Here is a 13,248-nt window from a genome sequence, read left to right on the forward strand (position 1 = left end):
TTCGGGATTTCCTTGGCGGCACGCCCCGCACGATGGTTGTATTCGGAACCATTCCCGTCGCACTCGAAGGATGGTCGATGAATCTGCTTCAGCCCCACTCCGGTCCGCTCTCGGGCGAGGTGTACCTCCCGGCCGATCCGGACCGGATCTCCTGGGGCCTGCTGCCCAACGCGGCGAGCGAACCGGTGCTGACCGTTGATTCGGGCGCGGCGGTATGCCTGGACACGATCAGTCACGAGGGCATCCTGGAGGATCAGGGCCGCGATCCGGCGGCCTTCTTCGCCGCCGCCGGAATCAGCGGAATCCTTTCCGACACAGCGCTTGTCGCGGCCTCGGGCAATCACGATCCGAGCACCCAGGGACCGCACGTGCTCACCGGGCCGATCGCGATCAACGGTGCGCTGCCCGGTGACGTGCTCGAGGTCGAGGTGCTCGAGCTGCGCCGCCGCACCGACTACGGCGTGATCAGCAACCGGCACGGCAAGGGTGCGCTGCCGGGTGAGTATCCGATCGCGCCGCCGGGCCATCCGGACGGCGAACCGGTGCCGCCGACCTGCACCGTCGCCACCGTCGACGCGGCCGAACGCGGCGTCATCGGGGTCGGCGACGGCCGCGCGCTGCGCTTCCCGCTCAACCCGTTCCTGGGCATCATGGGCGTGGCCGCCGCGACCGAGGAACCGGTGCATTCGGTGCCGCCGGGCCCGCACGGTGGGAATCTGGACATCCGCATGCTCGGGGTCGGTGCGCGGCTGTATCTGCCGGTCCAGGTGCCCGGCGCGCTGTTCTACGCCGGTGATCCGCATTTCGCGATGGGTGACGGCGAGGTGGCACTGACCGCGTTCGAGGCGCCGCTGCGGGCCACGCTGCGGTTCCGGTTGCACAGCGATCCGGAGATGCGCCGCCTCGCCGAGGTGCTCGCGACGCCGTTCGCCGAGACCCGCGATGATCATCTCCTGATCGGCCTGGATCGCGATCTGGACGCCGCGGTCGCCCAGGCGACCCGCAACGCCATCGCGTATCTCGGTGTGCGACACCGGATTCCGGCTCCGATCGCACTGGCCTACCTGTCTGCGACCGCGGATATGCGGATCTCCCAGGTGGTCGACATCGTCAAGGGTGTGCACTGCTGCATCCGCAAGAGCGATCTGGAGGGGCTGTGAACGGCTTCGTATCCTGGCTGCCCGTGGTGGACGCGCCCGTGGGCACGCGGCTGGCGGTCAAGGACGTCATCGATGTCGCGGGGATGCCGACGGGTGCGGGTAATCCGCGCTGGCTGGCCACGCATTCGATTCCGCAGCAGGACGCGGCGGTGGTGCGGGCGCTGCGGGCGGAGTTCACCGTCGTGGGCAAGACCCACACCGACGAGCTGGCCTACAGCTTGAGCGGCACCAACGCGCACTACGGAACTCCGGTGAATCCCGTTGCGCCGGAACGGATGCCGGGTGGATCCTCCAGCGGGACCGCCGCGGTGATCGCCGCCGGACTGGCCGATCTGGGCCTGGGCACCGATACCGCCGGATCGATTCGCGTCCCGGCCTCCTACACCGGCATCTACGGGTTGCGGCCCACGCATTCTCGCGCCCCGCACGACGGAATGGTCCCGCTCGCACCGTCTTTCGATGTCCCCGCACTGCTGGCCCGCGATCTGGCCACCCTGCGCGCCGGGGCCCGGCTGATGCTCGACGGCACCGGGGCCGACGCGCGACCCCGCACGGTGTGGTGGCCCGCCGACATCCCGGTCGCCGAGCCGGTGCGCCAGGTGCTGCGCAGTACGCTGACCCGCCTGGTCGGAGCCGGTTTCGAGCTCACCACCGCGCCGCTGTTCGAGGCCGGGGGCTGGGATCGGGTGCGCGCGGCGTTCAGCACCGCCCAGGCCGCGCAGGTCTGGGAGCAGCACGGCGAATGGGTGCGCCGGGAACGGCCGATCTTCGGCCGCAACGTCTCCGCGCGTCTGACGCTCGCCGCCGAGGTCACCCCGCGCATGGCCGCAGAGGCGCACTCCGTGCTGCGCTCGGCCTCGGATCGGATCCTGCGCACCCTCTCGGACAATCACGTGCTGGCCCTGCCCGCCACCCCGTATCCCGCACCGCTGCTGGAGGATTCGGGTGCCGGGCGGGCCGCGGTGGTCCGGCTCACCTGTCTCGCGCCGATCCTGGGCGCACCCGCGCTGAGCCTGCCCGTGGCCACGATAGAGGGTCTGCCCCTGGGACTTTCGCTCATCGGCGCACCCGGTTCCGACGAATCCTTGCTCACCACAGCGGAATTGCTGCGCTGAACACCTCACCCCGTACGCGGCGAACTGCGCATGTGGCCCATCGTCGCTCGTCACACCGAACTGCCGCGCGTCGAACTACCTACGGGTATGCGAACGGCCCACCGGGCGAAGGGAATTCGCGCGATGGGCCGCCCGCGTGATCAGGCGTCCGCGGTCTCGCTCGCATCCGGGCGGGCCCCGGTCGCCAGCAGCGAATGCCTTCGGCTGTAACCGAAGTAGACGATCATGCCGAGTACGAACCAGATCGCGAACCGCAACCAGGTCACCGGTTGCAGGAAGGTGATCAACCAGATCGAGAATCCGATACCGATCAGCGGCACCACCGGCATCAGCGGCGTCTTGAACGAACGCGGCAGATCCGGTGCGCGGTAACGCAATACGATCACCGCCGCGCACACCACCACGAAGGCCAGCAGAATTCCGATATTGGTCAACTCGGCGGCCGAACCGATCGGCATGAAGCCGGCGATCGCCGCCGACACCGCGCCCGCGATCCAGGTGATCCGGGTCGGCACATGCCGGGTCGGATGGGTTTTGGCGAACCACTTGGGCAGCAACCCGTCCCGGCTCATGGAGAACCAGATCCGGGTGACGCCGAGCATGAAGGTGAACAGCACCGTCGTGATGCCGATGATCGCGCCCGCCGCGATCAGGCTGCCCAGCCCCGGCAGCCCCACCGACTTGAACGCCGAGGACAGCCCGCTCTTGGGGTTGATCTCGGAGTAGTGCTGCATACCGGTCAGCACCAGGCAGACCAGGAAGTACAGCACCATCGCGATGGCCAGCGAGTACAGGATCGCCTTGGGCAGATGACGTTTCGCGTCGACCGACTCTTCCGCGGCGGTCGACATCGCGTCGTAGCCGAACACCGCGAAGAACACCGTCGAGGCCCCCGTCACCGCGCCGCCGAAGCCGAACGGGAAGTACGGGTGATAGTTGCCGGACTTGATGTAGAAGAAGCCGACCACGATCACGATCAGCACGACCACGATCTTGATGGCGACCACGGCCGCCTCGAAACGCGCCGCCGCCTTCATGCCCATATTCAGCAGCAACGCGATGAGCAGGCACAACACCGCGGCGAACAGATCCACTTTGTGCCCGGCACCCGTCCCCGGCGCGCCGAGCATCCACACCGGCAGGTGCAGATGCAACTGCTCGAGCAGATATTCGATATAGCCGGAGATGCCGATGGCGACCACCGCGACGATCGCGGTGTACTCCAGCAGCAGATCCCAGCCGATGAACCAGCCGACCGGCTCCCCCAGCACCGCGTACCCGTAGGTGTACGCCGAACCGGCCTTCGGGATCAGACCCGCGAATTCGGCGTAGGACAGCGCCGCCGCCGCGCTGGCGACACCGGCGATGAGGAAGGAGATCAATACCGCCGGTCCGGCGTTCTTGTTCGCGACTTCACCTGCGAGACTGAAGATTCCGGCACCGATGATGCCGCCGATCCCGATCGTGGTCAGCTGCCACAGGCCCAGGACCCGTTTCAGCCCGCCGGAGTCGTGCTCCTCGATCTGGTCTATCGGCTTGCGGCGGAATAACTCCCGCATGACTGGACTTGCTGGCATGTGCTGCTCCTTGAACTACCTGATCGGGGCAGTGTAAATGTGAGCGGTAACACCCAGATTGTCCGCTTTCATGAATGAATTCGGGCGTTTTCGTCGGATCGGACAAGCGGATAGCCGATCGGATCTGCTTGCCGCAGACCCCGCGGCGCGCGGTCAGACCGGTTCGAAGGTCACCGTGATGGTGGTCCAGCCCCCGACGTGGATCCGGTCGCCACTGCGCAGCGGAACCGGCGTGCCGGGCGGGATCAGATCGTCGACGCCGTTGAGGCTGGTGCCGTTGGTGGAGCCCAGATCGGTGACGGTCAGGACGTCGCGATCGACGTGGATGCGCGCGTGCGAGCGGGACACACCGATGTCCACCGGGGCGATACCCAGATCGATGTCGGGCAGCACACCCTGTGACACGCTGCGTTTGCCGATCAGGAAATCGTTGCCCTGCAAGGGAATCCGTCGTTCCGGATAGAATCCCGGAAACTCCACCCGCTCGGCGTCCGGGCCTTTGCGGGCCAGCATACGTTCGTACAAGGCGTGGTCCGCGCCGACGGTCGCCACCCACACCGACTGTCCCGCAGCGATATTCGGCTCGATCTTGCCGAATTCGACTGTCGGAGCGACCGATTCTGGCAGCACCGCCGTCGGATCCGGCACCCCCGCGCTCGGCTCGGGTGCGCGACCGGGCGTCGGCAGCGCCGAATCGTGACCGCACACCTCGCAGAACCGCCCCGAGATCGGCACCCCGCAGGCCGGACACGGTACCGGGGCGGCGGCGGGCGGCGTGGCGGCCGCACCGCTGCTCAGCGCGACACCGCAGACGTCGCAGTAGTCGGTGGCGGTGGACGGGTGACCGTCGGGACAGGTGAGCACTACGACTCCTTCCGCACCCGCGCGGTTTTCGTCGACCGCGCGTCCAGGGCCATCTCGTCGAAGGTGTCCACATCGCGGCGCAACCGGACCGTGCCGGTGTGGTCGTCCACCTCCACCACATTGCGCAAAAGCTTTGCGGTGCCGTCGTTTCCGGACTCGGCGGCCAATTCCACCGCGCGCTGCAACTTGGCCGTCGCGGTGACGTCGTCACCCTCCTTGCGGGCGGTCAGCCCCTCCTGCACCGCCTCGGCGAGTTCGGCCTGACCGGTGTAGTGCGCGACGCGGCGGCTGATCCGGGCCGACAACTCGCTGTCGGTGGTCCACACCGCCTTCACCAGCCCCTGACCGACCACCTCCTCGCCGACCAGCACACTGATCCGGGCGGCCAGCTTCTCGCGGCCGGGCGCGGCGGGTTCGAGCCGGACCTGCACGTGATAGTCGCGGTCCTCCGCGCCCCAGGCGCCCAGCGGATACTGCCCCACCTGCGCGGCGGTCTCGTGCCGTCGATCGGACAGGTCCTGGATGGTCGGCGCGACCTGTTTGACGAACCGCACCGCCGCACCCACGGGCGTCCAGACCCGTAGCGTCAGTTCGGGAATCGTGCGCTGCATCGACGCGTGGGTCAGCTCCTGGAAGTCGGCGGTCAGCTCCGAACCCTGTTTCACCACGTCCACCGAGCCGAGCAGCCCCAACGCGACAGTCCGCAGTTCGGACACCACGTAATTGGTGCCCACCCCGCGGCAGTCGCAGGTGAACACGCCCTGCGACTGGCGGATCTCCTCGGCCAGATGCAGCGGTTCCTCGTGCTCGTTCTTCCCGTCGGTGAGCAGGATCGCGTGCGCCATCGCGTCCGGATACTGCCCGGCGATCTGCCGCGCCACGCCCAGCCACATCCCCATCGCGGTGCCGCCGTACGGGCGCAGCCGGTCCAGGGCATACCTTGCGGCAGTACGTGATTCGGCGCTCGCGCGCTGGAGTGGCCCGAGCGCGGGGAAGACCACCTCACCCACGTGGGTGCCCTTCACGATCGCGAACAGGGTGCCGTCGGGCATCTCGTCCAACGCGGCCAGGGTCGCCGCGCGGGCCCCGGCGAACCGGTCACCGGCCGCCATCGAACCCGAACAGTCGATGATGATGATCTCCACGCGTTCGCGCGGCGGTGCGGCCACCGCGAACTGCGCGCCGGTCTCCACGGTGACCACCGCGTCCACGGTGTCCGCGCCCTCGGCCAGATACTGATTCTGGTCGATGACGACCGAAATACCTTCCGTCGCCGGTGAACTCATTGCTCGCCTCCTCGTCCCCAGGACATCCCCACCGGTACCAGCGCGACGGTGATGTTGTCGCCGCCACCGGCTGCCAGCGCGTATTCGACCAGTGCGCGGGCCGCCTCGGTGGCGTGCGTCGCCGTCGCGGTGGCGACCGCGGCCAGACCCGCCGCGTCGGACAGGTAGTTCCACAGCCCGTCACTGCACAGCAGCAGCACACCGGGGCCGCGCACCCGCACCGAACTCACCCGGGTATCGGCGGCCTTGTGCTCGGAATCCGCGCCCAACCAGCGCACCAGCGCGTGGGCGCGCGGATCCTGCATGGCCGCGGTCTCGTCCATCACCCCGGCGTCGACCAGGGCCTGGGCCCAGGAGTCGTCGACGGTCAGGCGCTGCGAGGGCGGCATGCCGTGCGCGTCGTCCGGGCACAGCCAATAGGCCCGGCTGTCACCGACATTCGCGACCGTGATCTCGAATTCGCCGTCCCCGCAAGCGCGTAGCACCGCGGCAACGTACGTGCACGACGGCGAATGCCCCGGCCCGGTGGACACATCCCGCACCGCCTGGAACGCGGCCTCCAGACCGGCCCGCACCGCATCGGTGGTGGTGCGGTCGGCGGCCAGCGCCGACAGCGCGGCATCCACGCCGCCGCGTGCCCCGGCCCGCGCCGCCAGCTGCGGGTCCTCCGAGGTGGACACCCCGTCGCAGACCGCGACCACGGTGATCGGCCCGGACGCGTCGTCCAGCAGCGCCGCGGCGACCGCGTCCTCGTTCCGGGCGTGCACCAGGCCGCGATCGGTGATCAGTTGCACCGCACCGAGATCCGCCTCACTGCGGTCCGGCGGCACGCGCAGGCCGCCGCAGGCCGAGCAGTAACCGTCGATATCGAAATCCGCCGCGCCGCAGTCGGCGCACACCGCGTCCGGATCGATCGCGACGTCCGGCAGCACCGCGCGGGTGATGGCCAGCTCGCGCCCGCACTCCTCGCAGAAGCGATCGGCCGCGCCGATCCCGGCCCGGCAGCCCGGACAGTGCAGACCCACGGCCGCGTTCACAGCATCGTCCTGGGCCGGACCCGGTTGGCGCGATCGACCAGTTCGATGCGCTCCCACAGATCTCCGGCGTCGCGGGCCAGGTCGCGATAGCAGACCTCCAGCCCCAACCGCACCCCGTCGAGATCCAGCGCGTGGCCGAGCAGCGGTTCCGGGGCGGTGGCGGCATGGCCGGTGGACAGCCAGTCCAGAGCGGCGTCGAGCACACCCAGACGAACCTGCGCCGCACGATATTTCGATTCGATGACGAGCCTTTCGATCCGGCTGCCGCCCTCGCGCAGCAGCTCCTCGGTGATGTCGGCCGGTTTGCGGTCCGTCAGCAGGATCTGCACCGCCGCAATGGCGGCGTCGTTGTGCCGGGCCGAGGCGGGGTCGACCTGATCGAGCACCTCGACCGCGCCCGTGCGATCCCGGCCCGCGCCGCGCAGCCGGGCCAGGCCGAAGGCCGCGCTCACGAAGCTCCGATCCGTCCGCCAGACCATGTCGTAATACCTTGCAGCCCTGGCTGATTCGACGCCACGACTGACGCCCACCATGCCACCGGCCTGCTCCGCGGCCGCCGCGAGCGCCAGCTGCGGTGCGGCCTCGCCCGGCAGCGCGGCGTAGACGAGTTCGAATTCCACCGCGGCCGAATCGAATTCGCCGACCAGCAGCCGGGCCAGGCCGCGATACCAGGTCAGTCGCCAATCCTCGCCGATGGTTTCGGCCAGTTCGTCGATGCGGCGTTGCGCGTCGGCGGCATCGCCGGTCTCCAGGGCCGCGCGGATCAGCCGCAGCGGGATCTCCACCGATTCGGCCTTACCGGTGACCACCGCGCGCAACCCCGCCTCGAATGCCGGTTCGAGTTCGGCCGGACTGGTGCCGCCGGTCGTGGCCAGCAGCGCCGCGCCGGTATCGGTCGGGTCGACCAGCGGAACCGGCAGTGCGGCAACGACTTCGCGCGGATCGAGCCGCTCCGGTTCGCCGACCCGCACCGCGGACGCGCCGCCCGCGCCGAACGCGCCGCGCTGCGGACCGAAGTTCACCGACAGGCCCGGATGCGGTACGTCGTCCCGCACCGAGAGCACCGTGCGCAGCACCCCGGTCAGCTGATCGGCCATCTCCTCCATCGAGGCGAAGCGTGCCTCGGGTTCGTCGGCGGTGGCGCGCAGCAGGAATCGATACAGCGAATCATGCTGTGCGAGTACGGGTTCGATGGAGGGGTCCGGGATCTCGGCGAAATGGCCGTTGCGTTCGGGTACCGGCATCATCAGCACCGCGAGGGTGCGGCCCACCGTGTACACCTCGCTGGCCACGGTCGGCCCGGTCTCGGCGATCTCGGGGGCCTGGTATCCGGCCGTGCCGTAGATGGGGCTGTCCTGGTCGTCCATCGCGATCACCGCGCCGAGATCGATCAGCTCGAGCTGCTCGTCGGACTGCATCACGTTGTCCGGCTTGAAATCACAGTAGGCCAGGCCCAGCGAATGCAGGTAGCCCAGCGCGGGCAGCATCTCCAGCACGTAGGCGATGGCCCGCTCGGGCGGCAGATACGCGCCGGCGCTCTCGCGATGGCTGCGCAGCACCTGTTTGAGCGAGGTGCCGCCGACGTACTCCATCACGATGTAGCCGACCGGAACCCGATCCGGCCCGGTATGTTCGACGAAGTTGAAGATCTTGACGATATTGGGGTGCTCGACCTGGGCCAGGAACCGGCGCTCGGCCACCGCCGCGGCCATCGCGTCGGGATCCCCGGTGTTCAGCAGGCCCTTGAGCACCACCCAGCGATTGCTGACGTTGCGGTCGGTGGCCAGATACAGCCAGCCCAGACCGCCGTGTGCGATCGGCCCGGCCACCTCGTACTGCCCGCCGACCAGCTCACCGGCGACCAGTTTGGGGGTGAAGGAGAACCGGCTGCCGCAGTGCGGGCAGAAACCTTCGGCCCGGCCGGGGGTATCACCGCGCGAACGTCCCACCGGCCGTTCACAATTGGCGCAGAACCGCTTGTGCTCCGGCACGCTCGGATCGTCCAGCACCGCACTCGCCGGATCCACCCGCGGCACCCGCGGCACGTCGACCATGCCCGCGCCGAGCGTGCCCCGCCGCGATCGCGACGACGTGGATCGCGTACGCACCGAACGGGTTCCGGTGCGCTCGGTGCCGACGGTCGCGATCGGCTGGGTACCGGTCCCCGCCTCCTCGGCCGATCCGCTCGGCCGCTCGGGTGCGGGCGCGGCCCCGCAGGTATCGCAATAGCCCTCGGAAATCGTTCCGGCGCAATCGGATTCGGCACACCGGGAACCCTCGACCGCGCTGCCGGAGGTCCTCTGAGAGCCTTTCGCCGAAGCATTTCCGGTCGACGCCGACGACGCGCTCCCGGCACTTCCGGCCGCTACCGGCGCGGTCCCGCACGTGTCGCAGAAACCATCGGAAATTGTTCCGGTGCAATCAGACTCGGCACACTTGGCACCCTCGGTCGACACACCCGCGCCACTCGCGGCGACTCCCGACGCCGCTATCCGAGGTGCCGTACCGCAGGTATCGCAGTACCCCTCCACAATCGTTCCCGTGCAACCGATCTCGGTGCATCGAGCGCCCGTACCACTCATCCGCGCCTCCCCGAAACGTCCGCGACAACCTGCTGATAATCCGTGATCGCCCGGGTGACCGCCGCCAGATCGCACGGCACGCGGCCGAGCAGGCCCGTGGCGATCCGGTTGGCGGACAACACATCCGACTCCTCGCTCACCCCGAGACGAGCCGCCTTGACCTGGTATGCCGCCAGTCGGCCGCGCAGCTCGGCGCGGCGGTCCAGCAGGCCTTGGGCCAGTTCGAGGGCCTGTTCGGCGCGGGTCTGCGCGGCGGCGATCCGGCGGCGCAACTCACGTAGTGCGAAGGCGGCGCGCGCGTCGACGACGCCGTCGGCCAGGGTGTCGAGTTCGCCGCGCAGTGGGCCGGTCTCGTCCCGATGGGCGGGCAGGGGTGCGGTGTGGATCTTCTCCTGCACCTGTTCGCGGGCCAGCGCGGCCCTGTCGACGACCGCGCCGACCGCCGCGAGCCGGTCCCGGGTCTGGGTGATCGCCGCGGGCCAGTCGGCGGTCAGTACCCGCAGTTCCACCAGATCCCGCGATTCGCGCTCCAGGCGACGCGCCAATTCCGCGGTGCGCGTGTCGATTTCGGCGGCGGTGGTGGCCAGCGGGTCGGTCGCCGAGCGGCCCAGCATATCGGCCACGGCGTCGGCGATGGCCCGCAGTTCGGGCGTAACGCCACCCAGTTTGCTCAGCTCGGACTGCACCGGCTTCAACACCTCGAGCACCCGGCTGTTGGCCGCGTCCACGGCATCCAGGAAGCGGGCGATCTGCGGAAACGCGGTGCGCATCCGTTCCAGCGTATCCGCGATGCCCACGAACAACACCTGTTCGCCGGGCCCGGTCAGCGAGCGCTGCGCCATCGGAATCGCGGTACGCGCCGCCTCGTGTGGACGTTCGCGCAGCAGCCGGGTGAGTTCGGTGCGGTCGGCCTCGGTGAGTTTGGTGCGCTGTGCCCGCACGACCCGTGCCTGATCCAGAATCGCCTGGACCCGGCCGAAGTCCTCCCACATCAGATCCAGCAGCTGCTCGATCGGCGCCCACTGCCGCGCGGTGACGCCGGTCGGCGGGATGCCGCGCAGCAGCACCAGCCCGGGATGCCGGTCCAGTTCCAGCAGCGTCGCGGTGACCGCGTCGATCTCCCGGCCGCGCGAGGCCAGTTCGTTATCGATCTCGAGGGCGGTGAGTGCGTGCATCGGCGGCCTCACCCGCTGTAGTGCGCGGCCGGGGGTCCGGTCGAGGGCCCGAGGGAACCGAGACTCGAGTTGTAGAGCCGCTGCCAGGTGCCGTCGGTGCGGATGCGGTCCAGGACGCCGTTGACGAACCGGACCATGTCGTCCTCGCCGTGCGGCAGTCCGACCGCGTAGTACTCGTAGCCCAGCGGGTCGCCGACCACCTGGAGATTGCCGTCCTGCGCGGCCAGACCGGCCAGGATCGGCTCATCGGTGCTGACCGCGTCCACCTGTCCCTGCTGCAACGCGACCAGGCAGTCGGTCCAGTTCGTGACGCCCAGCACGGTCGGCTGCCGCGCCAGACGCAGCGCGAACAGCCGATCCGCCGAATCCGCCCCCACCGTGACGCACACCCGCTTGCCGCTCAGATCGGCCGCGGACCGGATACCGGAGTTCTTGGCCGCCAGAATACGTTGCGCCGCAGTGAAATACGCGCCGGAGAAGGCGATGTCCCGACGCCGCTCACAGGTCACCGAGAAGGTGCGCACCACCATGTCGACCCGATGATCGGTCAACGCGGGCACCCGCTCGGCGGTGGAGACCGAACGCAGTTCGATCCGGTTCGGATCACCGAACAGATCGCGCGCGATCTCGCGGGCCAGATCGATGTCGAACCCCTCGAGCTGCCCGGTGGCCGGATCGCGGAATCCGAACAGATAGGTGTTCTGGTCGACGCCGACCGTGAGCCGGCCCTTGGCCTTGATCTTCGCCATCGTCGAATCCGCCGCGAACGCACCGGAACTCGGCGTCAGGCTGTCGGTGAGATCACCGCACTGCTCGGCGGGCGTGGCACTGGGCTGCAACGTCTTCGCGTCGGGCGGCAGCGGCCGGACCGGCGTGACCGGCAGCGACGACGGCACGGCCGCATCGGCCCCGCAGCCCGCCAGCAGCGCGGTCGCCGCCAGCACGATCAGCGCTCGCACCATTCGGGGTCGCCTCACTGGAACTCCTTCAGCCGCGGCCAGAGTCCGACAACCGCGGCACCGGCCGCGAACACCAGCAACACCAGTGTGCCCGCCGCACTGCCGATCCAGCTGTCCCCGGCGCTGGCGATCTGCTCGCGCACCTGCACCCGGGTCCGCGCCAGATCCGCGCGCACCGAATCGTCCAGGGCGGTGAAGGTCGCCGACGAATCGGTGGGCGCGGTGCCGATCGCCTGCGCCACCGCGGCGGGATAGTTCGCGGCGTTGTAGTAGTCGACCTGTTTGCCGTGACTCTGCACCCACTGCGAGAAGTCCCGCCGCACCGGCGAATCCGCGCGCGCCACCCGGGAGAACAGGATGCGCAACTGGCCGGTCTTGTTCGCGAAATCGGCCTCGGTGCCGGTGGTGTCGCCGCGCGTGATCAGTTCGAGCATCTCGTCGGTGCGGGCCTGCTGCCCGAGGATCCGGGCCTGCGCGAGATCCTCCGACCGCGTGGTCGGGCCGCCCGAACCGGTATCGATCGCACTGGTCGAGACGATCGTCGCGATCGCGATCCACACCAGCGCCAGCGCCGCCGCACCCGCCGCCGCGGTGATGCCGACATTGAACAGCCGGTTGGTGCGCTGCAACAGCATTCGCGAGGCCACCACCGCACCCACCAGAACCACGAGCAGCAGGAAGATCGCCAGCACGGGCGGTCCGCTGATCGCGTCCTGATCCGCGCGCAATGCCGCCGCGCGCTGGGTGGCGAGCTGAGCGGCGTTGGGCAGCAACGAATTCTGCATCAGCCCCGACGCCTCGCGCAGATAGGCCGAACCGATCGGGAAGCCCTGCCGGTTGTTGGCCCGCGCCGATTCCACCAGCCCGGTGTAGGCGGGCAGATCCGCGGCGATGTTCGCGACGATGCCGCGGATCTGCGGATCGTTCGCACCGGCGGTCGCGGTGGCCAGCGCGGCGGCCGCGTCGGCGAGCGCCTGCTGATACTGCGACCGGATCTGCGGCGACTCGATACCGCCGGACAGGAATGCGGTGGCCGCGCTCGCATCGGCCTGGGACAGCGCGACGTACAGGTTCTGCGCCGCGTTGTTCTGTGGTTCCGAATGGGTGAGCGCGTTGTCGCGGCGAGAGGTCTTGTCGCTCAGGTCGTTCGCGCAGACCAGGCCGGACGTCAGGCACAGCACCACCGCGGCGACCGCGATCGAGGCGATCACGCCGGGCGTGGTCGCGGCCAGACGTTTCAACCAGTCCGCACCCGCGCGGACGGTCGCCGGTAGACGAAGTCTCAACTCCCTCCCCCTCCTGCAAGCCGTTCGGGACTCCGGCTCACCGGGGTCTCGAACGCGATCGTACGGGAGCGGATATGTCTTCGCCGAACGATTAGTTTTCCGGCCGTCGCAGGCCGGACGCGTCGCGGAATCCAGACCCGGCGGCGAGCGGATCGTGATCCCCGTGCCGCCACAGGCGTTCTCGGCAACTCGTCGGCATGCGGCGGG

General features: G+C 69.3%; 11 protein-coding genes. 3 read left to right on the plus strand and 8 right to left on the minus strand.

Annotated features, from left to right (window positions below; genetic code table 11):
* Window positions 1-77 precede the first annotated feature (77 nt).
* Complete coding sequence (locus NRB20_RS11445; protein ID WP_194289806.1) at window positions 78-1,160, plus strand: acetamidase/formamidase family protein; 1,083 nt, start codon at window positions 78-80, stop codon at window positions 1,158-1,160.
* A complete protein-coding gene (locus NRB20_RS11450; RefSeq protein ID WP_153410051.1) occupies window positions 1,157-2,275 on the plus strand; it encodes an amidase family protein in 1,119 nt (372 codons plus the stop codon). The genes NRB20_RS11445 and NRB20_RS11450 overlap by 4 nt, the downstream gene beginning before the upstream one ends.
* A 140-nt stretch (window positions 2,276-2,415) precedes the next feature.
* Here the strand turns inward: NRB20_RS11450 and NRB20_RS11455 are convergent, their stop codons facing one another.
* From NRB20_RS11455 to NRB20_RS11475, 5 genes are all read right to left on the minus strand, one after another.
* Complete coding sequence (locus NRB20_RS11455) at window positions 2,416-3,852, minus strand: amino acid permease (protein WP_194289807.1); 1,437 nt, start codon at window positions 3,850-3,852, stop codon at window positions 2,416-2,418.
* 153 nt (window positions 3,853-4,005) lie between these two features.
* Window positions 4,006-4,716: an FHA domain-containing protein gene (locus NRB20_RS11460; protein ID WP_319944757.1), complete on the minus strand. Its 711-nt coding sequence runs from the start codon at window positions 4,714-4,716 to the stop codon at window positions 4,006-4,008.
* Window positions 4,716-6,002, minus strand: a complete 1,287-nt coding sequence (locus tag NRB20_RS11465) for a vWA domain-containing protein (RefSeq protein ID WP_153410052.1) — start codon at window positions 6,000-6,002, stop codon at window positions 4,716-4,718. The genes NRB20_RS11460 and NRB20_RS11465 overlap by 1 nt, the downstream gene beginning before the upstream one ends.
* A complete protein-coding gene (locus NRB20_RS11470; RefSeq protein ID WP_319944758.1) occupies window positions 5,999-7,039 on the minus strand; it encodes a PP2C family protein-serine/threonine phosphatase in 1,041 nt (346 codons plus the stop codon). The genes NRB20_RS11465 and NRB20_RS11470 overlap by 4 nt, the downstream gene beginning before the upstream one ends.
* Window positions 7,036-9,093 (minus strand): tetratricopeptide repeat protein, encoded by a 2,058-nt coding sequence (locus tag NRB20_RS11475; RefSeq protein ID WP_454786538.1) that lies wholly within the window; start codon window positions 9,091-9,093, stop codon window positions 7,036-7,038. The genes NRB20_RS11470 and NRB20_RS11475 overlap by 4 nt, the downstream gene beginning before the upstream one ends.
* Here NRB20_RS11475 and NRB20_RS39255 point away from each other — a divergent pair.
* Window positions 9,092-9,268: a hypothetical protein gene (locus NRB20_RS39255; protein ID WP_319944840.1), complete on the plus strand. Its 177-nt coding sequence runs from the start codon at window positions 9,092-9,094 to the stop codon at window positions 9,266-9,268. The genes NRB20_RS11475 and NRB20_RS39255 overlap by 2 nt on opposite strands.
* Window positions 9,269-9,617: 349 nt before the next feature.
* On the opposite strand, the gene NRB20_RS11480 is transcribed toward NRB20_RS39255, so the two are convergent.
* Genes NRB20_RS11480 through NRB20_RS11490 form a run of 3 tightly spaced genes read right to left on the minus strand, consistent with a single transcriptional unit; the run spans window position 9,618 to window position 13,041 of the window.
* Window positions 9,618-10,796, minus strand: coding sequence for a hypothetical protein (locus tag NRB20_RS11480; RefSeq protein WP_153410054.1), 1,179 nt, complete (start codon window positions 10,794-10,796; stop codon window positions 9,618-9,620).
* Between the two features lie 8 nt (window positions 10,797-10,804).
* Entirely contained in the window at window positions 10,805-11,773 is a 969-nt protein-coding gene (locus NRB20_RS11485) for a glutamate ABC transporter substrate-binding protein (RefSeq protein ID WP_319944760.1), read from the minus strand.
* Entirely contained in the window at window positions 11,770-13,041 is a 1,272-nt protein-coding gene (locus NRB20_RS11490) for a hypothetical protein (RefSeq protein WP_227833418.1), read from the minus strand. Before NRB20_RS11490 ends, NRB20_RS11485 begins: the two co-directional genes overlap by 4 nt.
* Window positions 13,042-13,248 lie beyond the last annotated feature (207 nt).

Source organism: Nocardia macrotermitis, assembly GCF_009604405.1.
GTDB lineage: Bacteria > Actinomycetota > Actinomycetes > Mycobacteriales > Mycobacteriaceae > Nocardia > Nocardia macrotermitis.